The organism is Micromonospora andamanensis, from assembly GCF_016863495.1.
In the GTDB taxonomy this organism is placed as follows: domain Bacteria; phylum Actinomycetota; class Actinomycetes; order Mycobacteriales; family Micromonosporaceae; genus Micromonospora; species Micromonospora andamanensis.
Map to the genome: position 1 here is coordinate 327,572 of NZ_BOOZ01000004.1, position 21,853 is coordinate 349,424.

The following is a 21,853-nucleotide window of genomic DNA, read 5'->3' on the forward strand; positions in this document are numbered from 1 at the left end:
TGAATTCGGTGTTCCACCGTAGTCACGACCCCTGACAGAAACGCTCCCCTCCCCTCGGGCACGGAACGCGAGAATCATGCATAATATCCCTTATGCATGACAAACAGGACGAATCGGTAGCCGTACTGATCGAGGAGTTCCTGACCGCCCGGGCGACCCGGAAGCCCTCCCCCCACACACAGGTCGCCTACCGGCGGGATCTGACAGCTGTCGCCGCGCTCGCCGCCGAACTGTCCACCCCTCCCCTCCCCCTGGCCGACCTGCCGGTCGACGCGCTCTCCCCCAGGATGATGCGGGCCGCGTTCGCCCGATTCGCCGCCGGCCGGGCGGCCAACTCCGTCGGTCGGGCCTGGTCGACCTGGAACGGCTTCTTCTCCTTCCTGGTCGCCGAGCAGGTGGTGTCCGGTAATCCGATGCCGGCCGTGGGACGTCCCCGCACTCCCCTGCCGACGCCCAAGCCGCTGCGCGGCGAGGACACACCGGAACACCTGCTCACCTCGGTCGCGCGGGCCGAGGGCCGGCAACGGGACCCCTGGCCGGAGCGGGACGTGGCGGTGCTGGCGTTGGCCCTGTGCGCGGGGCTGCGACTGTCGGAGCTGCTGGCGTTGCGGGTCGGTTCGCTCGGTGGCCGCCCCGGTGAGCGGCGGCTGGAGGTGGCCGGCAAGGGCGGGCGTCCCCGGGTGCTGCCGATCGAGCCGGATCTGGACGCGGTGCTGGCGAGCTATCTGGACAGTCGTGCCCGCCGCTTCGGCGCGCGTACGGTGCGGCAGTTGTCGCCGCTGCTTGTGGATCGCCGGGGTGAGCCGCTGCGCCGGGGCGGTCTGCAGTACCTGGTGGAGTCCTGCTACCGGCGAGCCGGGATCGGTGACCGGGTGCCGCGTGGGGCGCGGTTGCACGCGTTGCGGCACACGTTCGCCACGCGGTTGGCCGAGGACGGTGCCGGGGCTGCGGAGATCATGCGGCTGTTGGGGCACGCGTCGTTGGCGTCGTCGCAGACGTACATCGAGGTGACCTCGGGGCAGCAGCGGGAGGCGGTGCGGGCCAACCGTACGAACCGGGCGTTGGCGGGGTTGTTCTCGGCTCCTGACTGAGGCGGCGCGGTGCTGTGTGGGGTCATGGGGCGGCCGGTGGTGTGGCAGGCTGGCGGCGACGCGACTGGCGGCATCGGGGATGGGATCGACCATCGGGAAGCTCGTCGTGGGGGTCGTCCGCCTGGGCCCGCCACGGGCGGGGTGAGCCATGTCGACGACGAGGACGAGCGCGCGGTTGTTGCCCGGCGCGCCGGTGGCGCAGGCGGTTCTGGCCCAGGTGGCCGAGGGTGTGGCGGAGTTGCGGGCGGCGGGGGTGACGCCGACGTTGGCGACGGTGCTGGTGGGTGACGACGAGGCCAGTGCCGGTTACATCCGGATCAAGTCTCGGCAGGCGGCGGAGCTGGGTTTCGCCGCGCCGCACGTGCGGTTGGCGGCGTCGGCGTCGCAGGCAGATCTGCACGCGGTGCTGGCCGGGTTCAACTCCGATCCTGCTGTGCACGGGGTGTTGGTGCAGTATCCGGTCCCCGGTGGTCTGGACTACGACCGGGCGTTGCAGGTTCTCGACCCGGATCTGGACGTGGACGGCATGCATCCGGTGAACATGGGGCGGCTGGCGTTGGGGTTGCCGGGGCCGCTGCCGTGTACGCCGGCGGCGGTCGAGGCGTTGTTGGCCCATCACGGGGTGCCGGTGGCCGGCCGTGAGGTGGTGATCCTGGGTCGTGGGGCGACGTTGGGGCGGCCGTTGGCGATGCTGCTGGCGCAGAAGCGGTCGACGGCGAACGCGGCGGTGACTGTGGTGCACACCGGGGTGGTGGACTGGCCGAGGTACGCGCGTCGGGCGGACATTCTGGTGGCGGCGGTCGGGGTGCCGGGCATCGTGCGGCCGGAGCATGTGCGTCCGGGTGCGGTGGTGGTCGGTGGTGGGGTGCGGTACGCGGGGCGTCGGTTGCTGCCGGATGTGGATGAGTCGTGTGCGGCGGTGGCGGGGGCGATCACGCCGAGGGTCGGTGGGGTGGGTCCGGTGACGGTGGCGATGCTGTTCCGCAACGCGTTGCGGGCGGCGCGGTCAGCGGCTGGTCTGGCGGACCAGTCGTAGGGCGTCGGTGACGGCGGTGGGGATGTCGGTGACCGGGTAGATCGCGGCGGTGATCGTCCGGGTGTGGTCGGCGACGAGGACGAGGCGTTTGAGGCGGGTCTGCTGGCCGGCGCGGAAGGTGGGTAGGCGCAGCGCGGCGGTCAGTCGCAGGTCGGTGTCGGAGAGCAGGGTGAACGGGATGGCTTCGGCGGCGGCGAAGGCGGCCTGTTCGTCGGGGCGTTGGGTGCTGATGCCGTGGACGGTGGCGCCGGCTGCGGTGAAGTCGTTCCACTGTTGGCGGAAGAGGCGGTTTTCCAGGGTGCAGCCGGCGGCGCCGGGGATGTCTGTCCAGTGTGGGGGTGTGGGGGTGGGCAGGCCGGTGCCGGGATAGGTGAACAGCACGGTGGTGGGGGTGGTGGCGACCGGGTCGGTGGGTGTGCGGTCGGTGGCGGTGAGGGTGACGTCGGCGGGTATCCGGGTGCCGACGAGGGTTTGGACGCGGGTTGCTTCGGCGCCGTCGGGTTCGGTGGTGGCGGTGAGGTTGCCGTCGCCGAGCACCCACCGGTCGGCCCAGTCCTGCATGGTGACGAGGGTGGGTAGCAGGGCGCGACCGCGGTCGGTGAGTACGTATTCGTGGCGGGGTGGGTGTTGCTGGTAGGGGCGGCGGGTGAGGACGTCGTGGTCGACCAGGTCGTGCAGGCGTTGGGTGAGGACTTTGCGGGAGACGCCGAGTTCGGTGACGAGGGTGTCGAAGCGGTGGTGGCCGCGGGCGATCTCGCGTAGCACGAGCAGGTTCCACCAGTCGCCGAGCACGGCGGCTGCCTGGGCGATGCCGCAGGTGTCGTCGGCGCGGCGGCGGTTGGTCATGGTCGGATCCTGCCTCAGTGGTGGGTGGGGGGTGTACGTGCCCACGCCCCCATAGTAAGTTCCCTTTGGGAACTCACCGGGAGGTGTGGCGGTGTCGGTCATGGGGGCCACCTTCGTGCGCAACTGGCGGATCACGGTGCGCGCCTACCCGTGGACGTACTTCGTCGGCACCCTGGCCACCGGTGTGCTGACCATCGGGGTGTCGATGTTGGCGTACCGGGCCATCGGGGGCGGTCGCGTCGGGGCGAGCTTCACCGCGGCCACCGGCAGCGCCGACTATCTCGGCTACGTCACCATCGGCGCCGCCGCGCTGACCTTCACCACCCGGATGGTGCTGTGGGTGGCCAAGGCGCAGATCACCGAGTACCGCGAGGGGACCCTGGAGAGCCAGTTGCTCACCCCGGCGCGGCGCCTGCCGTACCTGTTGGGGGTGACCGCGCAGGCGTTGAGCACCACAGCTGTGGAGATCACCGTGCTGGTCGCCGTGGCCGGTGTCCTGGGGGTGCGGCTGAGCGTGCCCGAGCCGCTGACGTTGCTGGCCGCGACGGTGGCGGCGACCGTGGCGGTGGTCGGCATGTCGGTGCCGTTGAGCGCGCTCATGCTTGCCGCGGGTGAGGCTCACATCACCCAGAACACCCTGTTCACCGCGATGGCGTTGCTGTGCGGGTTCACGTTCCCCACAAGCTATCTGCCGCAGGCGGCGCGCTGGCTCGGGGAGGCGCTGCCGGTCACCTGGGCGCTGCGGGTGCTGCGGGCGGCCACCCTGCCCGGCGCCGACGTCGATCCCTGGCCCGCCTTCGCCGTCTGTCTCCTGCTGGGCGGGGCGTATCTGCTGGTCGGGCTGTCCATCCTCAAGCCCGCCGAGCGGCGGGCGCTGCATCGGAGTGCGCGCGCATGAGCACTGGCATCGTCACCACCGACCTGCGCAAGACGTTTCCGGTTCGGCGCTGGCAGGGCTGGCGCCGTCGGCCGGCCGCCGCGCCGGTACCGGCCGTGGACGGGCTGTCGTTGCGGATTCCGCCCGGTCAGGTCACCGGTTTGCTGGGTCTCAACGGTGCCGGCAAGACCACCACCATCCGGATCCTGTCCACCCTGCTGCGGCCCAGCGGCGGCACGGTGAGCGTGGACGGGTTGGACGTGGTCGAGCACGCCCGTGAGGTACGCCGACGGATCAATGTGATCTCCGGTGGCGAGCGGATGGTGTACGACCGGCTGACCGCCCGGGAGAACCTGTGGTACTTCGGCCAGTTGTACGACGTGCCGCGGGCCCGGTTGCGGGTCCGGATCGGTGAGCTGCTCGACCTGGTGGGGCTGACCGAGGCGGCGCGGCTGCCGGTGGAGCGGTACTCACGGGGCATGCGTCAGAGGTTGGTCATCGCCCGTGGCCTGATCAACGATCCGGCGTACCTGCTGCTGGACGAGCCGACGCTGGGTCTGGACGCGCCGATCGCCCACCAGTTGCGGGCGCTGATCGCCCAGTTGGCCGCGGACGGGGTCGGGGTGCTGTTGACCTCCCACTACCTGGCGGAGGTGGAGCAGCTGTGCCGGCACGTGTACCTCATCGCCCGGGGATCGTTGGTGGCCCAGGGCAGTCCGGCGCAGTTGGCGGGTCAGACTGTTCGCCGGCACACCGTGCGGCTCGTGCTCGCCGAAGCCGACCCGTCGGTCACCGCCGCGCTGCGTGCGCTGGCCGTGCGGCACGACGCGGAGCTGACCGTCGACGTGGACGACGAGGGTCGGCCACGGTTCGCGCTGCGCCACCCGGAGGACCTGGTGGGTGCGGTGGTCACGGCGGTGGTCCAGCAGGGCGGGGCGGTCGCCGGGCTGACGGTGACTCCGCCGACCCTGGAGGACGCGATCCTCGCCCTGGCCGACCCGGCGGCGGTGGCACGGTGAGCCACGCTCTGCGGGTTGTCGCGGCCGAGGCGCTCAAGCAGCACCGGCGGTTGTTCGGGCAGCCGTTGGTGCTGTTCTCCATGCTGCTGTGGCCGCTGCTGACCCTAGCCGCCACGTACTACACGGTGCTGCCGGTGATGGAGTCCGCGGCGGCGCCGCAGCGGTGGCCGGTGGCCGCCGATCCGCGGCGGCTGCTGGCGTTTCTCGCCGCCGGGGCGCTGGCCTACACGTTCTTCTTCTCGCTTGTTCAGTCGGCCTGGCACTTCTCGTTCGAGCGGGTCAGTGGCACCTTGGAGGCGTTGTTCCTCTCCCCCGCCAGCCGGATGGCGCTGGTGATCGGCAACGGTGCGGCGGCGCTGACGCAGAATGCCTGGTTGTTCGGCTGCTTCGCGGTGGCCGCGGCGACCGCCGCCGACGTGCTGGACGTCGCCCACCCCGGCATGTACGTGGTGGCGGCGGTGGCGCTGTTGGTGCCGGCGGTGGCCTGGGGCGCGTTCCTCAACAGTCTGTTGATCTTTTCTCGGGATTCGGCGTTCCTGTACACGTTGCTTGACGATCCGCTGTGGTTCGTCGCGGGGGTGCGGCTGCCGCTGTTCGCCCTGCCGGTGTGGATCAAGGTGGTCGGCTTGGCTTTCCCGTTGACCAGCAGCCTGGTGGTGCTGCGTGGGGCGCTGCTGGATCGGGCGGACCTCGGTGATCTGGTGGTCCCGTTGGGGTGGTTGGCGCTGTTGACCGTCGGGCTGTTCGGCGGTGCCTCGGCGTTGCTGCGCCTGGGTGAGGCGCGGGTCCAGCGCACCGGCGGTCTTCAGGTCTTCTAGTCGACCCCCGCTCGGCCGAGCCGTCAGGAGACACCCCGGCCGAGGTCGACGACCAGGGGTCGGTGGTCGGAGATGGTCGACAGTGGGGTGCGTACGGCGGTGACCGGGGGTAGCTGGTCGAAGCCGTGCCGGTCGGCGAGGATGTGGTCGAGCTGGATGCGGGGTTGCGCGGCGGGGTAGGTGGGTCGGCGGGCCAGCAGGTGCCAGCCGGAGACGGCGCGGGTGGCCCAGGCGGGCAGGTTCAGGTCGCCGAGCAGGATGCGGGGGGCGGGCAGCGCGCGCAGGGCGCGGATGACCTGGCGGAGCTGGCGGACGTTCCAGCCGGCGACGAAGGACAGGTGGGTGGCGGCGACGGTGAGCCGGCCGTGCGGGGTGTCCAGCACCGCGGCGAGGACGACGCGGGGTTCGTCGCGCAGCAGGATGAGGCCGCCGCCGGGGCCGGGCACGTAGACCGGGGAGCGTACCGGTGCGGGGTGCAGCCGGGTGACGCGCCAGCTGGTGACCGGGTGGCGGGAGATCAGGCCGACGCCGTAGCAGGGTTCGCCGTGGCCGTCGTCGTCGTGGGTGAGGGGGCGGAACGCCTCGCCGGGGGTGCCGACGACGGCGGCGGCGAAGCGGTGCGCGGGTGCGCCGAGGGCCTGGGCGGCGATGGCGGTGAGGTCGAGGTTGCCGCTACGGGACTGGTCGCGGTCGACCTCCTGCAGGGCCAGGACGTCGGCGTCGAGGGTGGCCACGGCGGCGGTCAGCCGGGCCGGGTCGACCAGGCCGTCGGTGAGGGACCGGCCGTGCAGCAGGTTGAACGTGGCCAGGCGCACGCTGTCACCTTAGCGACGCCGTGGGACAGTTGCCCGATGGTGCGGGTGTTGTTCTGTTCGGTGCTGGTGTTCGTGGCGGTCGGCGGGGCGGGTGTCTGGCTGCGGCGTCGCCGGGGCCGGTGAGGCTGGCCACAGCCGGCGGCGTGGACGGGGCGGCGGTGGGAAGAATCCCTGGTCGTGGAGTTGGACCCGACGACCGTGGTGACCCTGCTGACCGCCGCCGCCCTGGCGGGGTGGGTGGACGCCGTGGTGGGTGGGGGTGGGTTGCTGCTGTTGCCGGCGTTGCTGGTGGCGGCCCCGGGGATCCCTCCGGCGACGGCGTTGGGGACGAACAAGTTGGCGGCGATCGCCGGCACGTCGACGGCGGCGGTGACGTTCGCCCGCCGTACGAAGATCGACTGGGTGGTGGCGGGGCCGGCGGCGGCGCTGGCGGTGGTGTGCGCCGGTCTGGGCGCGGCGCTGGCCGGGGCGGTGCCGGCGTCGGCGTACCGGCCGGTGGTGCTTGTGGTGCTGGTGTCGGTCGCGCTGTTCGTGGTGCTGCGTCCCGCGTTGGGGGTGCTGGCGGTGCCGCAGCGGCGGACCCGGCCGCGGGTGGTGGTGGCGGTGCTGGTGGCCGGGGTGGGCATCGCCGCCTATGACGGGCTGATCGGCCCGGGTACGGGCACGTTCCTGGTGCTGGCGTTCACCGCGCTCGTGGGTGCGGACTTCCTGCACGGTTCGGCGATGGCGAAGGTGGTGAACGCGGGCACGAACGCCGGTGCGCTGGCGGTGTTCGCCGCGACCGGGCACGTGTGGTGGCTGCTGGGTGCGGCGATGGCGGTGTGCAACATCGCCGGGGCGGCGTTGGGTGCGCGGATGGCGTTGCGGCGCGGTTCCGGGTTCGTGCGGGTGGTGCTGCTGGTGGTGGTGCTGGCGTTGGTGGCGAAGCTGGGATACGACCAGTGGGTGGCTGGCTCAGCCGCGGCGGGAGGAGTCGAAACGGCCGGCGCGGATCTCTCGTAGGGCGCGGCGGCGGGTCTCGCCGCGCAGGGTGTCGACGTAGAGACGGCCGGCGAGGTGGTCGGCCTCGTGTTGCAGGGCGCGGGCGAGGAAGCCGCTGCCGGCGATGGTGAGCGGTTCGCCGTGCTGGTCGAAGCCGTGGGCGGTGGCGTGCAGGGCGCGGGGGGTCGGGAAGTACAGCCCGGGGATGGACAGGCAGCCCTCGTCGTCGTCCTGCATCTCGGTGGACAGTTCCACCGTCGGGTTGACCATGTGGCCGCGGTGTCCGTCGGCGTTGTAGACGAAGACCTGCGCGTTGACACCGATCTGGGGTGCGGCGACGCCGGCGCGGCCGGGTGCGCCGAGCAGCGTGTCCATCAGGTCGGTGACCAGGGCACGCAGTTCGGCGTCGAAGCTGGTGACCGGTTCGCTGGGGGTGCGTAGCACCGGGTCGCCGATGATTCGGATGTCCCGCATCGTCATGTCGGCAAGGTTATCGGTCGGTGGCCTCGGGTGGGTGGCGGGCGTTGAGCCGGCTGGCGGTCAGGTGAGGGCGGTCCGGACCGGCGTGGTTTTGGCCGCCGCTTCGGCGACCTCGGCGGCGGGGTCGCTGTCCCAGGTGATGCCGCCACCGGCCCATACGTGCACGGCGTCGCCGTCGACTGCGGCGGTGCGGATGGTCAGGCCGAGGTCGAGGTGGTCGGGGCCGACCCAGCCCAGGGCGCCCATGCCGGCGCCACGGCCGACGGGTTCCAGGGCGGCGAGGTGGTCCAGGGCGGCGAGCTTCGGCGCGCCGGTGACCGAGCCGCCGGGGCAGACGGCGCGCAGCAGGTCGGCCAGGCCGAGCCCGTCGGCGACGTCGGCGCGGATGGTGGACTCGGCCTGCCACAGGTCGCACCAGCGACGTACGGCGAACAGGTCGTCGACGCGGACGCTGCCGGTGCGGGCGACGCGGGCCAGGTCGTTGCGTTCCAGGTCGACGATCATGATGTGTTCGGCGCGTTCCTTGGCCGAGGCGAGCAGGTCGACGCGGCCGGCGGCGGTGGCCGGGCGGGTGCCCTTGATGGGTCGGGTGGTGAGGGTGCCGCCACGGACCTCGATCAGGGTTTCCGGGCTGGCGCAGCCGATGGCCCAGCCGGGGCCGGTGAGCACGCCGCCGTAGCGGGCGCCGGGCAGCCGGCCGAGGCGGGCCAGGGCGGGCAGCGGGTCGCCGGTGTAGGTGGCGCGGGCATGGCCGACGAGGTTGACCTGGTAGACCTCGCCGCGCCCGATGGCCTCCCGGATCGCGGTGACCGCGGCGGCGTGCTGACGGGGGCTCCAGCTTTCGGTCCAGGGGCCGCGCCACCAGGGCGGTGGTGGGCCGGGGCGCGGGTGGGTCGCCTCGGTGTGGCCGTAGACGACGACGGCCACCTCGGGCACGTCGGCGGGGTTGGCTGCGCCGGGTGCGCCGCCGGCGAGCAGCGCTCCGGCGGCGGCGGAGACGTAGAGGGCGGCGCCGCAGATCCCGTGCGGGTGGTGGCGGCGGGCCGGGCGGCGCAGATCCCGCAGGTGCAGGCCGTGCTCGGCGAGGAACTGTTCGGCGTACGCGGCCGGGTCGCCGCCGTCGGCGGGCCGCCACTGCCAGCGGGCCCGTTCGACGAGCCGGCCCCGGCACGACGCGGGCACCGCGGGTGGATCGACAACCATCCGTGGGAGCGCTTCCACGACGTCCGGGCGGTTCATGCTCATCCGTTCAGCGGATTTCCCGCACACCACGCGCACATCTGCTCGATGCGGCATGCTTTCGCTTGGTACTGTGCGTCACTGGTCATGTGAACCATGACACAGTGCCCCCACAGTCCGGAGAACCCGATGTGCCAGCACCAACCCACCTGTCCCTCCGCCGAAGCCACCGACCGGGAAGCCGCCAGGGTCATCGCCTGCTTCCGTGAACAGGGCTGGAGCCTGCTCTGCAACGGAGTCATCGTCTTCGAGGACACCGGCGAGCTGCTACCCGACGGCAGCAGCATCGCACCGCACCGCGGCCCCGCCCGACACGCACTCGCCGCCTGACCTGACATAACGATCCGTCACGACGTCTTTCCCGCGCCGACCCAGGCTAGTCCCCCGGTCAGGGACCGCCACGACCAGGTCGGCGCGGTACCGGACCCGGTCAGCTCTCGTACGCCTGCGGTGACGGGCACGAGCAGACCAGGTTCCGGTCGCCGTACCCGCCGTCGACCCGACGCACCGGCGGCCAGTACTTCCCCGCCCGGTCCACCCCGCCCGGCCAGGCACCCACCGACCTCGGGTACGGGTGCGGCCAGTCGTCACCGCCGACCATCACCGCCGTGTGCGGCGCGTTGGCGAGGGGATTGTCCCCGGCCGGCCACTCACCCGAACCCACCTTGTCGATCTCCGCCCGGATAGCGATCATCGCATCGCAGAACCGGTCCAACTCGGCCAGGTCCTCGCTCTCGGTGGGCTCCACCATCAACGTCCCCGCCACCGGGAACGACATCGTCGGCGCGTGGAACCCGTAGTCGATGAGCCGCTTGGCCACATCGTCGACACTCACCCCGGTCGCCTTCGTCACCGGCCGCAGATCCAGGATGCACTCGTGCGCGACGAGACCCTTGTTGCCCGCGTACAGCACCGGGAAGTGGTCCCGCAGCCGTGCCGCCACGTAGTTGGCCGCCAGCACCGCCACCCCGGTCGCCCGCGCCAGACCGTCGGCACCCATCATCCGCAGGTACGCCCACGGGATCGGCAGGATCCCCGCCGACCCGTACCGGGCCGCCGCGATCGCCGGCCGCCCGTCGACAGGCGCACCGGCCGGATCACCCGGCAGGAACGGCGCCAGATGCGCCCGCACCGCCACCGGCCCCACCCCCGGCCCACCCCCACCATGCGGGATGCAGAACGTCTTGTGCAGGTTCAGGTGCGACACGTCCGCCCCGAACCGGCCCGGCCGGGCGAACCCGACAAGCGCGTTGAGGTTCGCCCCGTCGACGTACACCTGACCACCCGCGTCGTGCACCTTCGCGCACAGCGACGCGATACCCGTCTCGTACACCCCGTGCGTCGACGGATACGTCACCATGATCGCCGCGAGGGTGTCCCGATGCGCGTCGATCTTCGCGTCCAGGTCGACCAGGTCGACGTTGCCGTCGTCGTCGCAACCGACCACCACCACCCGCATCCCGGCCATCACCGCGCTGGCCGCGTTGGTGCCGTGCGCCGACGACGGGATCAGACACACGTCACGGTGCCGCTCACCCCGACTGTGCTGCCACGCACGGATCGCCAGCAGGCCCGCCAACTCACCCTGCGACCCGGCGTTGGGCTGCACACTCACCGCGTCGTAGCCGGTGACCTCCGCCAGCCACCGCTCCAACTGGCCGATCAACTCCCGGTAACCGGCGGTCTGCTCCCGCGGGGCCAACGGGTGGATGTCGGCGAACTCGGCCCAGCTCACCGGCTCCATCTCCGTGGTGGCGTTGAGCTTCATCGTGCACGACCCCAACGGGATCATGCCCCGGTCCAAGGCGTAGTCGAAGTCCGCCAGGCGACGCAGGTACCGCAGCATCGCCGTCTCCGACCGGTGCGTCCGGAACACCGGATGGGTGAGGAAGTCGCTCGTCCGCGCCAACCCGGCCGGCATCGCCGCCGGCACCTCACCGTCGACGCCGTCGACACCGAACGCCGCCCACACCATGGCCAGGTGCGCGTCCGTGGTGGTCTCGTCGCAGGCGACACCCACCCGGTCCGCGTCGACCAGCCGCAGGTTCACCCCACGCCGCCGCGCCTCGTCGACCACCTGCGCGGCCCGACCCGGCACCCGCGCCGTCACCGTGTCGAAGAAGCCGACATCGGCGACATCGACCCCACCGGCCCGCAGCCCGACCGCCAGCCGGGCCGCCATCCGGTGGGTACGCGCCGCGATCTCCCGCAACCCGTCCGGGCCGTGGTAGACGGCGTACATGCCGGCCATCACCGCCAACAGCACCTGCGCGGTGCAGATGTTGCTCGTCGCCTTCTCCCGACGGATGTGCTGCTCACGGGTCTGCAACGCCAACCGGTACGCGGGCGCGCCGGCCGCGTCCCGGGACACCCCGACCAGCCGGCCCGGCAGCATCCGCGCCAACCCATCCCGCACCGCCAGGTAGCCGGCGTGCGGCCCGCCGAAGCCCATCGGCACCCCGAACCGCTGGGTGGTGCCGGCGGCGATGTCCGCACCGATCTCCCCCGGTGGCCGCAGCAACGTCAACGCCAGCAGGTCCGCCGCCACCGTCACCAGCGCCCCAACCCCGTGCGCGGCCTCGACCAGCGGGGCGTGGTCACGCACCGCCCCGGACGCCCCCGGATACTGCAGGTGCACACCGAAGAACTCCGCCGGCAACGGCTCGACGTCCAGATCCAGCACCCGCACCTCGATACCGAGCGGCTCAGCCCGCCCGGCGATCACCGCGATGGTCTGCGGCAGCGCGTCCGCGTCGACCACGTACACCCGGCTGGGGCTCTTCGACGCCCGCCGCGCCAGGGTCATCGCCTCCGCCGCGGCGGTCCCCTCGTCGAGCATCGACGCGTTCGCGGTCGCCAGACCGGTCAGATCCGACACCATGGTCTGGAAGTTCAGCAGCGCCTCCAGCCGCCCCTGGCTGATCTCCGGCTGATACGGCGTGTACGCCGTGTACCACGCCGGACTCTCCAACACGTTGCGGCGGATCACCGCCGGCGTGTGAGTGCCGTGATAGCCCAGGCCGATCATGGAAACGGCCACCGTGTTACGCGCCGCCAACGCCCGCAGCTCTGCCAGCGCCTCAGGCTCGCTGGCCGGCGGCGGCAGGTCCAACCGGCCGTGCCAGCGGATCACCTCGGGAATCGCCGCGTCCATCAGCTCGTCGATCGAGGCGTACCCGACGGTGTCCAACATCCGGCGTTCGTCGTCGGGGCCGGGACCGATGTGACGGTCGGCGAACAGCTCTGCGGTCATGGGCGCTCCTGCGCGGGCGGGGGGTCGACAGGTCGGCCCTCCCCCTCTGTCACACCCCGCGGGCGCTCCACAGTGCCTGACCCGACGCGGTCCTTCTGCCTGAGAGGTTCCGGGGAGGATTTGCCCCTTCGGCGCCGCCCGACTGTCGTCAGGCGGTCTCTCCCACGTCGGTGCTACCGGCGCGATCAACGCTACCAGCGTGCCCGACCCCCCGCACCCAAGCCCCTGACCTGCCGCCGGTCACCCCCCGACAGGACTCGGCACCACCACCGGACCCACCGGCGAGCCGGCACCCAGCAGCCGATCGGCGAGCGCCGGCACCAGCCGCCCCAACGGCGCCTCCACCCGCAGACACGCGTACTCGTCACCGCGGGTCGGCCCCTGGTTGACGATCACCACCGGCACGCCCCGCTTCGCCGCCCGCACCACGAACCGGCGCCCCGACATCACCGTCAACGACGACCCCAGCACCAGCAGCAACCGGGCCCGCTCCACCATCGCGAAACACGACTGCACCCGCGCGGCCGGCACCGTCTCCCCGAAGAACACCACATCGGGCTTGAGCAACCCCCCGCAGCTCACACAGCCGACGGTGCGGAACGCCGCCACCTGAGCGTCATCGAGATCCACGTCACCGTCCGGGTTCACCGCGACGGCCTGACCACCGAACCCCGGATTGGCCGCCCGCAGCCGCCCGTCCAACTCGGCCCGGGACGTACGGCGCCGGCACCCCAGGCAGACCACCACGTCGAGCCGGCCGTGCAGCTCCGTCACGTCCCGGCTACCGGCCGCCGAGTGCAACCCGTCGACGTTCTGCGTGATGATCCCACCGACCAGCCCACCCTGCTGCAGGCGGGCCACCGCCCGATGCCCGTCGTTGGGCGTCGCCCCGGCGATCAACCGCCACCCCAGGTGGCTACGCGCCCAGTACCGCCGACGCGCCACCGGATCCGCCAGAAACGTCTGATACGTCATCGGGGTATGCCGACGTGCGACACCACTCGGCCCCCGATAGTCGGGAATGCCCGACTCGGTGGACAACCCGGCACCGCTGAGCACCACCACCCCACCGGTGGCCACCAGGCCCGCCAGCGGCTCGATCAGCTCCTGCACCCACCCATCGTGCCCCAGCGACACCGCCCACGACGAACACCACCGGCGGCGGCCCCAGCCGCCGCCGGTGGTGTCAGCGGTCCACGCGGCAGCCACCTCGACCGGGACGAACCCGCCGGCAGCCGCCGCGTCAGCGTTGCTGGTGCCGAGGCAACGACCGGGTCGACGCCGACCCGGCCGCCGCCGGCTGCGCACCGATCCGATCCATCGTCCGGGCCAACTGCTCACTGCCGTCGTCGAGATGCCGCGCCGCCGCCTGCATATGCGAGATCATCATCTCGCCGTAGATCCGCAGCGCCTCCCGCGCGGCCACCCCGTCGTCGAACGTCGGCCCCGCCGCCACGTGGTAGTCCTGCACCGCCCGCTCCGCCTCCTGACGGGCCTCCTCCACCGCCGCCCGCACGTAACTCTCGTACTGGGTACGGGCGTACTCGGCGACCCGCCGCGCGTAGTCGTGCGCCTGGGCGATGATCTGCTCGGCCTCCCGCTGCGCCGCCGAGAGCAGATTCACCTCCTTGGCCGCCGGCACCTTCGCCGCCGGCTCCGAACTCGGAATCACCCCGTGCCGGTGCAACTCGACATGGTCGTTGAGCCGCTCGTTCTCCGCCCGCAGATTCGCCACCTGCGTCGACAGCAGATCCAACTCATCGGCCACCTGCACGCGGAACCGATCCACGTCGTTCTGGTCGTAACCACGCCGCCCGAACGACGACGACCCGAACTCCCACCGACGCACCCGGTCGGCGGTCATCCGCACCTGCACACCACCGGCGACCTGCCCACCGTCGTACCTACCGACCGGGGCGGCGCTCACCGTACCGGCCCGCCACTCGCGGCCACGAGGCTCACTCACCGGGCACCTCCGGAATCGTCAGAGACAGCGGAATCTGCCGCCGCCGTCCGCCACGAGGGGCCGTACCAGTGCCGACCCAGACCCTCGTGATGCACCTGCCCGGCATGGAAGCCGGACCGGGTCAGAATCGCCACCGTGTGCGACACCATGTCATCGGAACCACACACGTACACATGCCGGGACCGCCAGTCACCGTCGGCCAGCGCCCGGTCCACCGGATACACGAACTCCCCCGGCCGGTTCACGTCCAACCCCACCACCTGCGTCACCGACAACCACGGGTACGAGGCGGTCAACTTCTCCAACGCGTCAGCGTCGTAGAACTCGCTGCGCGAACGTGCACCCACATACACGTCGACCCGACGCCGGGAACCCTCCGCGGCCACCTGCTCCACCAACGCCTTCAACGGCGCCCAACCGGTACCACCGGCCAGCAGCAGCAGATCCGCCGTACCAGCCGGACGCAACGTCAAACCGTCACCCACCGGAGCGGCCAGATGCAACTGGTCACCCACCGCGCACCCGTACACCAGCCGCGACGACACCGCACCACCCGGCGCGGCACGCACATGCAGCTCCACAGTGCCGTCCGTGCGGGGCGCGTTCGCCGGCGAGTAGTACCGCCACGACCGCACCGCCGGATGCGACACCCCGATCGACTGGCCCGCGGTGAACGGCAACAGATACTGCGGACGCAACGTCAACACCGCCACGTCGAACGCCCGCCGCTCGTGCCCCACCACCTCCGCCGCCCACCACGGTGGACTTGTCGCCTCAGCGGCCTGCGCCGCCTCGCTCATCACCTTCGCCACCAGCCCGTACGCCGCCGCCCAGTCCTGCGCCAACTCGTCGGTCCACTGATCGGCGAGAAAATGCCGCAGCGTCGCCAGCAACGCCTCCCCCACCGCCGGATAATGCTCCGCACGCACCGCGAACTTACGGTGGTCGACGCCAAGATCCTGCAGGAAACCCACCAACCGGTCCACCTGGTCCACCTGGGACACGATGTGACCGAGCGCATTCACCAGCCGATCCCGCTGACCCGCCATGTTGGTCGGGAACATTTGCCGGGTCTCCGGATACGCCAGGAACAGCGTCGAATAAAAGTAGAGCGGCACCTGGTCGCCGTGCGCGGCCACCAGCGACCAGCTCTGCTTGAGCCGGGGCACGTCCACGCTCAGGCGCCCGCCTGGTCCCCGCCGGCCACCACCTGGCCCTGCACCTGCGCCAGCACCGCCTGCACGTCAGCGATGATGTCACCCGGCACACCCAGCTGCGTCAACGTCGCCGTCAGATGCTCACCCACCTTGACGTAGTGCGCCACCGGGATGTTCAACGGCTGGTGCGCCGACGCCAGGTCCCGACCGGTGTACTCGTTCGGACCACCGAGCACCACAGTCATCATCAGCGCCATGTGCCGACGCTGCCCCGCCATGTCCACCTCGGCGAAGTAACCGGCAAGCTCCGCGTCAGCGAGCACCCGGTCGTAGAACAGCTCGACAGCGGCCTTCACCGAAGCCGCCCCGCCGATGCGCTCGTAATGCGAGACCGGAGCGGTCTCTTCGGTAACCGTCACGGTTGTTTCCTTCCGTCGTGAGGGGACGCGCGGTGTCAACGCGCGCAACGACGACCCGCCGACGCCGGAACCACCCCACGGCGACAGCACCCGGCAGACCGTGTCGGACGATAGCGTGCCGCGCCCGCCCCGTCACCGCCGGCCCATCGGATTCCCGACAACAACCAGACACGAAGAGTCACAAATCTCACTCCGGAGGATCACCCCGAGGCGACCACCACCGCACCGAACGTCACCGACCCAGCACCACCGGCAAACACCACCGCGGACAGCAGATCAGATCACCGCAGACACGACCTCACCCGGAAACCACAGTGGAACGACTCAACCCGCCCGCCGGCGCGCCCGACGCGCAGCCAACTCGTCGCCCACCGCGCCCCCCTCGGCAACCTCCGGCGCCCCCTGCTCCACCGACACCGCCGCAGGCTCCGCCGGAAGATGCGACAACGAACCCTGGATCTCCTTGAACGCCCCACCGATCGCGATGCCGAACACCCCCTGGCCGCCCTGCAACAGGTCGACCACCTCCTCCGGCGAACGACACTCGTACACAGTCGTCCCATCGGAGATCAACGTGATGCCGGCCAGATCCTCCACCCCACGCGACCGCAACGCCTCGATCGCCTTCCGGATGTTCTGCAACGACACCCCGGCGTCCAGCAGCCGCTTCACCACCTTCAACACCACCAGGTCGCGAAACGAGTACAACCGCTGCGTACCGGAACCCGAGGCGTCCCGCACACTCGGCACCACCAGCGACGTACGCGCCCAGTAATCCAACTGGCGATAGCTGATCCCCACCGCGTGGCAGGCCGTCACACCCCGGTACCCCACCGCACCGTCACCGTCAGTTGCCGACCCGGGCATCCCACCCGGCTCACCCGACACCGCACCCCGATCGGAATCCCGCGGCTCGTACATCCGGACAACCTCCCCGTCAGTGCGGTGCCACGCCGCTTCCGGGACGCGCACCCCTCGACACGGCAACCCTATAGCGACCGCCAGGAGTTACCACGGAGAAACCGTCGCGACACGCCGCGCATCGACAGCGATGACCATCACCATCACCCACAGTCACCGCACACGCGGCGGCACATTCCCACCACCGGGCCGGGCCCGCCGCTCAGCCGGCGAAATCCTCCGGACGCACCTGCTCCAGGAACTCCCGGAACTTCTCCACCTCGTCCTCCTGCTCGTCGGGAATCACGATCCCCGCCTCACTGAGGACCTGCTCCGCACAACGAATCGGCGCACCCACCCGCAACGCCAGAGCGATCGAATCACTCGGCCGAGCCGAAACCCGCACCCCATCACCGATCAACAGATCAGCGAAGAACACGTTCTCCTTCAACTCGGTGATCTCCACCGCCCGCAACGGCGCCTTCAACGCCGCCAACACATCCCGCAGAAGATCATGGGTCAACGGACGCGCCGGCTTGACACCCTGCTGCTCGTAAGCGATCGCCGTCGCCTCGACCGCGCCGATCCAGATCGGCAGATAGCGGTCCCCCTCGACCTCCCTGAGCAGGACGATCGGCTGGTTACTGGGCAACTCCACCCGAACCCCGACCACGCTCAGCTCGCGCACCGCCGCCTCCGTGTCGTTGTCACCTACGCCGCACCGCGCCCTTCTCTGCACGGTACACGGACCGCGACACGGCCGTCTCATGCGCTACACGCACCCACGCCCGCGCCAGAAGAGGGGTTACCCCCGCAAGCCTACGCCACTCACCAACCGGCCGATCAGCACGCACACGCGCCTCACCGCCCCAACGTCGAGCGCAACCCCACCCGCACCAACGCCGCATGCAACTGCTGCGACAACGCCACCAACTCCCGCGCCGTCTCCGCCGCCCGCGCCCGCGCCGCCGGATCACTCTGCCGCGCCAACGGCGCCACCAACTGCGCGAACAAACCCACCTCGCGATCCGCAGCCGTCCGGTAAGCCCGCAGATGCCGCGGCTGGAACCCGTACGCCGCCAGACCCGCCACCGCCCGCGCGATGATCAACGCATCGCCGTCGTACCAACCCGGTGGATCCGACACCACCAACCCGAGCCGCTCCAACTCACCCAACGTCGACTCGTCCAGCCCACTACGCGCCACCAACTCGGCACGATCCAACCGGACCTGCGCCGACTCACCCGACGACGCCGCGCCACGACCCGGCACCTCACCATCGGGCCCCACCGCCACCAACGCCGGACGCGACCACTCCGGCGCCGCACCGTCGGCATCCCACTGCGCCAACTGCTCCCGGATCACCCGCAACGGCAGATACTGATCCCGCTGCGCGGTCAACACGAACCGCAGCCGCGCCACATCGTCCCAGCCGTACTTCCGATAACCCGCCGCCGTACGCTGCGGCTCCACCAGGCCCTCAGCCTCAAGAAACCGCAACTTCGAAATCGTCACGTCCGGAAAATCCGCCCGCAACTGGGCCAGCACCTCGCCGATACTCATCAACGGCTGGGCGCCACCCACCCCGGACGGCCTGGAGGCCGCAGGCTCGTTCACCCCCGGCCGGCCTCACCCTCCGGGCGCGGACCGGCGATGAACACCACCCGGAACTTGCCGATCTGCACCTCGTCACCGTTGCTCAAGGTCGCCGCCTCGACCCGCTCCCGGTTCACGTACGTGCCGTTCAGACTGCCCACGTCCCGCACCGTGAACGTCCCACCATCCCGGTGGAACTCCGCGTGCCGACGCGACACCGTCACGTCATCGAGGAAGATGTCACTGTCCGGATGCCGCCCACTTGTCGTCACGTCGTGATCCAACAGGAACCGGGCACCCGCGTTCGGCCCCCGCCGGACCACCAGCAGCGCCATCCCCGGCGGCAGCGAACCGGACATCCGGCTCGGCACCACGTCGGTGTCCGGCCCCTCCAGAGCCTCCTCGAGCGAACCGAGATTGAGCGTCGACGTGACGTCGAGCGGGGGGAACTCGTCGCCTGGGCGAGTCATGGGGACCACCTCACGGAATCTGTTTCGGTCGGCGTCGGGAGACGGCGGGTCTGGCCGCCGGGCTCTCATCCACCCGGCGGCTGGCTCTCCGTGCCCCGAAAGGCTTGTCCGCGACGCTCAACTAATGGGTTCTCGGTCGACTGGGCGAGCCTAGCCAGCGCCGAAAAACAGGGCAACCGGACGCGCGGCAGACACCGCACCGCCCGCACAGCAAAACGCTCAGCTCTCGGTCAACTCGCGATACGCATCCGCGCTCAACAGCCCGTCCACCGCCGCCGGATCCGACACGGTGATCTCCACCAACCAACCCGCGCCGTACGGATCACTGTTGACCACCTCAGGAGTGTCGACAAGCGCGTCGTTGCGCGCCGACACCGTCCCCGCCACCGGGGCGTACAGCTCCGACACGCTCTTGGTCGACTCGATCTCACCCAACGACTCACCGGCCGCCACCATCGCGCCCGCCTCCGTCAACTGCACATACACGATGTCGCCAAGAGCATCCTGCGCGAAGTGGGTGATGCCCACCCGGACGGCCCCACCGTCCGCCGCGGCCACCCACTCGTGCTCGGCGGTGTAACGCAGATCCTCAGGAATCACCAGCAGCGTCCTCATCCATCGCGACACCGGACCAACCGGTGCCGGCCCGCCGACCTTCAGGAGACCGGACGAGCATGTTCCAGCGGGCGGGGCACGTGCAGCGCCGAGACCTCGGCAACCTCACGATCCTCAACGATCACGTTACCGCCGTCGCCAGCCACCGACGCGACCACCCCACCAGGAATGTTGAGCGCCGTACGCATCGTCGCCGGATCACCCACCACCGTGATCGTGAACGGCCCCGTCAACCGGCGCCCGTCCACCACCAACGAACCATCCTTGCTCTCGTGGTCCACGAAGTACGTCGACGCCACGATCCGCACCGTCGCCCGGTCACCCCCGGAGATCTGCATCGCCTCCGCCCCGGCACCCCGCAACTCCTGCACCGCGTCCAACACCCGCATCGCCGAGATCGGCTTCGTCGCCCCCGCCTGGAAACGCACCGCCAGACCCGGCCCCCGCGCCGGCAACGTACCCGCCAGGATCCCCAACTCGTCCGCCCGCCGGGTCGCCTCCTCCAGCGCCGCCTGCCGCCCCTGCTCACCCGAACGCAACTGCCGCTGGCTCTCCTCCAACGCGGCGACGTCCTGCCGCAGCCGGATCTCCCGCGCCTCCAGGTCGTACAGGATCCGGACCAGGTCCTCCTGCCGCGCCGTCGCCAACGCCGAATCCGTCGACGTCGTCTTCAACTGCACCGCCAGGGTGAAACCCAACAACCCCAGCAACACACCGATCATCACGGCCGCCGAACTGAGCCGCCGCCACGGCGGCACCACCGCAGCCGGCTCCGCCACCGGCGCCACAGCCTCGACGGACTCCGCCGCCGCAGCACCGTCCGGCGCCTCCGACGGCTCCCCGTCCTCCCCCGGCGGGCTCCCCTGCGGCGACAACGGACTCAACTCATCCGGGTCCGGCGCCTCCGGACGCGGATCCGGCTCCCCCGCCGGGCCGTCCGGCCGCGCCGGCTCCGCCGGCTGCGGCCACCCCGTACCCGTCTGCGTGTGCTCGTCACTCACGCCACAAACCTACGCCCGGAACAGGTGCCGGCGGATCGCCGCCACATTGCCGAAGATACGAACTCCCAACACGACCACCACACCCGTGGACAACTGACCGCCCACCCCCAGCTGGTCACCCAGATACACGATCAACGCGGCGACCAGCACGTTCGAGATGAACGACACCACGAACTGCTTGTCGTCGAAGATGCGGTCCAGCTTCGCCCGGACCCCACCGAACACCGCGTCCAACGCGGCCACCACCGCGATCGGCAGATACGGCTGCAGCGCCGCCGGCACCGTGGGATCGAGCCACAGTCCGAGCAGCACACCGGCCAACAGGGCCAGCACCGCGATCATCGACCACCTCCGGAGGGACTGGGGGACGTACCCGAGCCGGACGACTCGTCACCACCCGACGACGACACACTCGGACTCACCGAGGGCTCCGCGTAGCGTAGCCGCGGCTCCGGAGCAGCAGGCAGGGTGAGGTCATCGGCGTCCCGCACCGCGAACGACAACCCGTTCACCTTCGCCACCTGACGCATCGTCAACGCACTCCGGCTCGCCTCGTACCGCTCCCGCATCCCACCCGGCCCGATCGCGCTCACCTCGTACGGCCCGGTGACCGGCCGAAAGTCCACCAGAATCGCCTGACCCGCCGAACGGATCGTCGAGGTCGAGGTCAACCGCTGCCCGTTGATCGCGATCGCTTCCGCGCCGGCACCCCACAGGTCATTTGCCACACTCTGCAGATCCAGGTAGATCACCTGCGCCGGACCGGCATCCGCGCCACCGAGCGAATCCTGACCACTCGGCCCGTCCGCCAACTCCACCACCACACCGTCACCGCGCACCCGCCCGAGCCCGGTGCTCGCCTCCAGCTCCCGCAACCGAGCCGCGTGGGAACCGCCCAACGCGGCCTCCCGCTGCCGGTTGACCTCCTCGCGCAACTCCTCGGCCCGCGTCGACAAGGCGTCGGTCTCAGCCTGCCGCTGCTTGATCTGTGCCGCCAGCCCGGAACGGGCCTGCGCCCGCCCCGGCTCCTCCGCCACCGTCTGCCGGTAGGCCACCGCGAACAGGAAACCGAGCAGCACGATCACCACCAGGCCGACCGGCCCCACCGACCAGCCCGACCGCGCCGGTCGACCCGACTTCGCCCGCTGCGCCGCCGCGTCGGCGTAGCCCGGATCCAGTGGATTACGAAACAACTCGGTGAGAAAGTCCGGGGTGAAGGCCCTCGCCCCACGCCGACTCTGACCGGGATCGTCGCTCATGGCCGCCCTCCGCTG

24 protein-coding genes and 2 riboswitches are annotated in these 21,853 nt (G+C 70.9%); of the genes, 7 read left to right on the forward strand and 17 right to left on the reverse strand.

All coding sequences use genetic code 11. The features are described 5' to 3' along the window. Positions 1–92: 92 nt before the first annotated feature. The gene (locus Van01_RS06355) at positions 93–1,091 is read left to right on the forward strand and encodes a tyrosine-type recombinase/integrase (protein ID WP_204001782.1); all 999 of its coding nucleotides are present in this window, start codon (positions 93–95) and stop codon (positions 1,089–1,091) included. A gap of 50 nt (positions 1,092–1,141) precedes the next feature. Continuing rightward, positions 1,142–1,225: riboswitch (ZMP/ZTP riboswitch) on the forward strand. A 14-nt stretch (positions 1,226–1,239) separates the two neighbouring features. After that, positions 1,240–2,127, forward strand: a complete 888-nt coding sequence (locus Van01_RS06360) for a bifunctional 5,10-methylenetetrahydrofolate dehydrogenase/5,10-methenyltetrahydrofolate cyclohydrolase (protein ID WP_204001785.1) — start codon at positions 1,240–1,242, stop codon at positions 2,125–2,127. On the opposite strand, the gene Van01_RS06365 is transcribed toward Van01_RS06360, so the two are convergent. Further along, on the reverse strand, positions 2,098–2,973 hold the full coding sequence (locus Van01_RS06365) for a winged helix-turn-helix transcriptional regulator (protein ID WP_204001788.1): 876 nt from the start codon (positions 2,971–2,973) through the stop codon (positions 2,098–2,100). The two genes, Van01_RS06360 and Van01_RS06365, sit on opposite strands and share 30 nt — an antisense overlap. 100 nt (positions 2,974–3,073) lie before the next feature. Between Van01_RS06365 and Van01_RS06370 the strand changes: the two genes are divergently transcribed. Genes Van01_RS06370 through Van01_RS06380 form a run of 3 tightly spaced genes read left to right on the forward strand, consistent with a single transcriptional unit; the run spans position 3,074 to position 5,687 of the window. Beyond that, entirely contained in the window at positions 3,074–3,871 is a 798-nt protein-coding gene (locus tag Van01_RS06370) for an ABC transporter permease (protein WP_239098898.1), read from the forward strand. Continuing rightward, complete coding sequence (locus Van01_RS06375; protein WP_204001795.1) at positions 3,868–4,869, forward strand: ABC transporter ATP-binding protein; 1,002 nt, start codon at positions 3,868–3,870, stop codon at positions 4,867–4,869. Before Van01_RS06370 ends, Van01_RS06375 begins: the two co-directional genes overlap by 4 nt. Next, positions 4,866–5,687: an ABC transporter permease gene (locus Van01_RS06380; RefSeq protein WP_204001798.1), complete on the forward strand. Its 822-nt coding sequence runs from the start codon at positions 4,866–4,868 to the stop codon at positions 5,685–5,687. The genes Van01_RS06375 and Van01_RS06380 overlap by 4 nt, the downstream gene beginning before the upstream one ends. A 23-nt stretch (positions 5,688–5,710) precedes the next feature. Here Van01_RS06380 and Van01_RS06385 read toward each other — a convergent pair whose 3' ends face one another. After that, positions 5,711–6,502: an endonuclease/exonuclease/phosphatase family protein gene (locus Van01_RS06385; protein WP_204001802.1), complete on the reverse strand. Its 792-nt coding sequence runs from the start codon at positions 6,500–6,502 to the stop codon at positions 5,711–5,713. Positions 6,503–6,679: 177 nt separating this feature from the next. Here Van01_RS06385 and Van01_RS06390 point away from each other — a divergent pair, with 177 nt between their 5' ends. Further along, positions 6,680–7,504 (forward strand): sulfite exporter TauE/SafE family protein, encoded by an 825-nt coding sequence (locus Van01_RS06390; RefSeq protein WP_275410264.1) that lies wholly within the window; start codon positions 6,680–6,682, stop codon positions 7,502–7,504. On the opposite strand, the gene def is transcribed toward Van01_RS06390, so the two are convergent. After that, positions 7,457–7,963 carry a peptide deformylase gene (gene def / locus Van01_RS06395; RefSeq protein WP_204001806.1) on the reverse strand — a complete coding sequence of 169 codons (507 nt, stop codon included), beginning with the start codon at positions 7,961–7,963 and terminating at the stop codon, positions 7,457–7,459. The genes Van01_RS06390 and def overlap by 48 nt on opposite strands. A gap of 60 nt (positions 7,964–8,023) precedes the next feature. Continuing rightward, positions 8,024–9,208, reverse strand: coding sequence for a chorismate-binding protein (locus Van01_RS06400; protein ID WP_373306212.1), 1,185 nt, complete (start codon positions 9,206–9,208; stop codon positions 8,024–8,026). Between the two features lie 123 nt (positions 9,209–9,331). On the opposite strand from Van01_RS06400, the gene Van01_RS06405 reads away from it, so the two are divergent. Next, complete coding sequence (locus Van01_RS06405) at positions 9,332–9,532, forward strand: DUF5999 family protein (RefSeq protein ID WP_093402410.1); 201 nt, start codon at positions 9,332–9,334, stop codon at positions 9,530–9,532. 100 nt (positions 9,533–9,632) lie between these two features. Here the strand turns inward: Van01_RS06405 and gcvP are convergent, their stop codons facing one another. The 13 genes from gcvP to Van01_RS06470 form a co-directional block, all read right to left on the reverse strand. Then, complete coding sequence (gene gcvP, locus Van01_RS06410; RefSeq protein WP_204001820.1) at positions 9,633–12,455, reverse strand: aminomethyl-transferring glycine dehydrogenase; 2,823 nt, start codon at positions 12,453–12,455, stop codon at positions 9,633–9,635. A gap of 77 nt (positions 12,456–12,532) precedes the next feature. Continuing rightward, positions 12,533–12,630: riboswitch (glycine riboswitch) on the reverse strand. 65 nt (positions 12,631–12,695) lie between these two features. After that, a complete protein-coding gene (locus Van01_RS06415) occupies positions 12,696–13,568 on the reverse strand; it encodes an NAD-dependent protein deacetylase (RefSeq protein ID WP_239098892.1) in 873 nt (290 codons plus the stop codon). A gap of 130 nt (positions 13,569–13,698) precedes the next feature. Further along, entirely contained in the window at positions 13,699–14,421 is a 723-nt protein-coding gene (locus Van01_RS33445) for a DivIVA domain-containing protein (protein ID WP_275410265.1), read from the reverse strand. Then, entirely contained in the window at positions 14,418–15,596 is a 1,179-nt protein-coding gene (locus tag Van01_RS33450) for a globin domain-containing protein (RefSeq protein ID WP_204001823.1), read from the reverse strand. The genes Van01_RS33445 and Van01_RS33450 overlap by 4 nt, the downstream gene beginning before the upstream one ends. A 2-nt stretch (positions 15,597–15,598) precedes the next feature. Then, a complete protein-coding gene (locus tag Van01_RS06430; protein ID WP_204001826.1) occupies positions 15,599–15,997 on the reverse strand; it encodes a group I truncated hemoglobin in 399 nt (132 codons plus the stop codon). Positions 15,998–16,321: 324 nt separating this feature from the next. Next, a complete protein-coding gene (locus tag Van01_RS06435) occupies positions 16,322–16,918 on the reverse strand; it encodes a MerR family transcriptional regulator (protein ID WP_204001829.1) in 597 nt (198 codons plus the stop codon). 202 nt (positions 16,919–17,120) lie between these two features. Then, positions 17,121–17,585, reverse strand: coding sequence for a bifunctional nuclease family protein (locus Van01_RS06440; protein WP_013733914.1), 465 nt, complete (start codon positions 17,583–17,585; stop codon positions 17,121–17,123). Positions 17,586–17,758: 173 nt separating this feature from the next. Continuing rightward, on the reverse strand, positions 17,759–18,460 hold the full coding sequence (gene ftsR, locus Van01_RS06445; protein WP_204001832.1) for a transcriptional regulator FtsR: 702 nt from the start codon (positions 18,458–18,460) through the stop codon (positions 17,759–17,761). Between the two features lie 50 nt (positions 18,461–18,510). After that, positions 18,511–18,963: an oxoglutarate dehydrogenase inhibitor Odhl gene (gene odhI, locus Van01_RS06450; RefSeq protein WP_093402417.1), complete on the reverse strand. Its 453-nt coding sequence runs from the start codon at positions 18,961–18,963 to the stop codon at positions 18,511–18,513. A gap of 219 nt (positions 18,964–19,182) precedes the next feature. Continuing rightward, positions 19,183–19,563 carry a glycine cleavage system protein GcvH gene (gcvH, locus tag Van01_RS06455; protein ID WP_204001848.1) on the reverse strand — a complete coding sequence of 127 codons (381 nt, stop codon included), beginning with the start codon at positions 19,561–19,563 and terminating at the stop codon, positions 19,183–19,185. A gap of 56 nt (positions 19,564–19,619) precedes the next feature. Beyond that, a complete protein-coding gene (locus tag Van01_RS06460) occupies positions 19,620–20,579 on the reverse strand; it encodes a DUF881 domain-containing protein (protein WP_204001850.1) in 960 nt (319 codons plus the stop codon). A gap of 9 nt (positions 20,580–20,588) precedes the next feature. Then, the gene (locus tag Van01_RS06465) at positions 20,589–20,921 is read right to left on the reverse strand and encodes a small basic family protein (protein WP_093402419.1); all 333 of its coding nucleotides are present in this window, start codon (positions 20,919–20,921) and stop codon (positions 20,589–20,591) included. Beyond that, on the reverse strand, positions 20,918–21,838 hold the full coding sequence (locus Van01_RS06470; protein WP_204001852.1) for a DUF881 domain-containing protein: 921 nt from the start codon (positions 21,836–21,838) through the stop codon (positions 20,918–20,920). Before Van01_RS06470 ends, Van01_RS06465 begins: the two co-directional genes overlap by 4 nt. Between the last annotated feature and the right edge of the window lie 15 nt (positions 21,839–21,853).

What these genes read in the sequence shown, in the direction of transcription:
- Van01_RS06355 (WP_204001782.1), top strand. Translation starts at nt 93, where the DNA reads ATGCATGACAAACAGGACGAATCGGTAGCCGTACTGATCGAGGAGTTC.
- Van01_RS06360 (WP_204001785.1), top strand. Translation starts at nt 1,240, where the DNA reads ATGTCGACGACGAGGACGAGCGCGCGGTTGTTGCCCGGCGCGCCGGTG.
- Van01_RS06365 (WP_204001788.1), bottom strand. Translation starts at nt 2,973, where the DNA reads ATGACCAACCGCCGCCGCGCCGACGACACCTGCGGCATCGCCCAGGCA.
- Van01_RS06370 (WP_239098898.1), top strand. Translation starts at nt 3,074, where the DNA reads ATGGGGGCCACCTTCGTGCGCAACTGGCGGATCACGGTGCGCGCCTAC.
- Van01_RS06375 (WP_204001795.1), top strand. Translation starts at nt 3,868, where the DNA reads ATGAGCACTGGCATCGTCACCACCGACCTGCGCAAGACGTTTCCGGTT.
- def (WP_204001806.1), bottom strand. Translation starts at nt 7,963, where the DNA reads ATGACGATGCGGGACATCCGAATCATCGGCGACCCGGTGCTACGCACC.
- Van01_RS06400 (WP_373306212.1), bottom strand. Translation starts at nt 9,208, where the DNA reads ATGAGCATGAACCGCCCGGACGTCGTGGAAGCGCTCCCACGGATGGTT.
- Van01_RS06405 (WP_093402410.1), top strand. Translation starts at nt 9,332, where the DNA reads ATGTGCCAGCACCAACCCACCTGTCCCTCCGCCGAAGCCACCGACCGG.
- gcvP (WP_204001820.1), bottom strand. Translation starts at nt 12,455, where the DNA reads ATGACCGCAGAGCTGTTCGCCGACCGTCACATCGGTCCCGGCCCCGAC.
- Van01_RS06435 (WP_204001829.1), bottom strand. Translation starts at nt 16,918, where the DNA reads ATGTACGAGCCGCGGGATTCCGATCGGGGTGCGGTGTCGGGTGAGCCG.
- ftsR (WP_204001832.1), bottom strand. Translation starts at nt 18,460, where the DNA reads ATGAGTATCGGCGAGGTGCTGGCCCAGTTGCGGGCGGATTTTCCGGAC.
- odhI (WP_093402417.1), bottom strand. Translation starts at nt 18,963, where the DNA reads ATGACTCGCCCAGGCGACGAGTTCCCCCCGCTCGACGTCACGTCGACG.
- Van01_RS06465 (WP_093402419.1), bottom strand. Translation starts at nt 20,921, where the DNA reads ATGATCGCGGTGCTGGCCCTGTTGGCCGGTGTGCTGCTCGGACTGTGG.
- Van01_RS06470 (WP_204001852.1), bottom strand. Translation starts at nt 21,838, where the DNA reads ATGAGCGACGATCCCGGTCAGAGTCGGCGTGGGGCGAGGGCCTTCACC.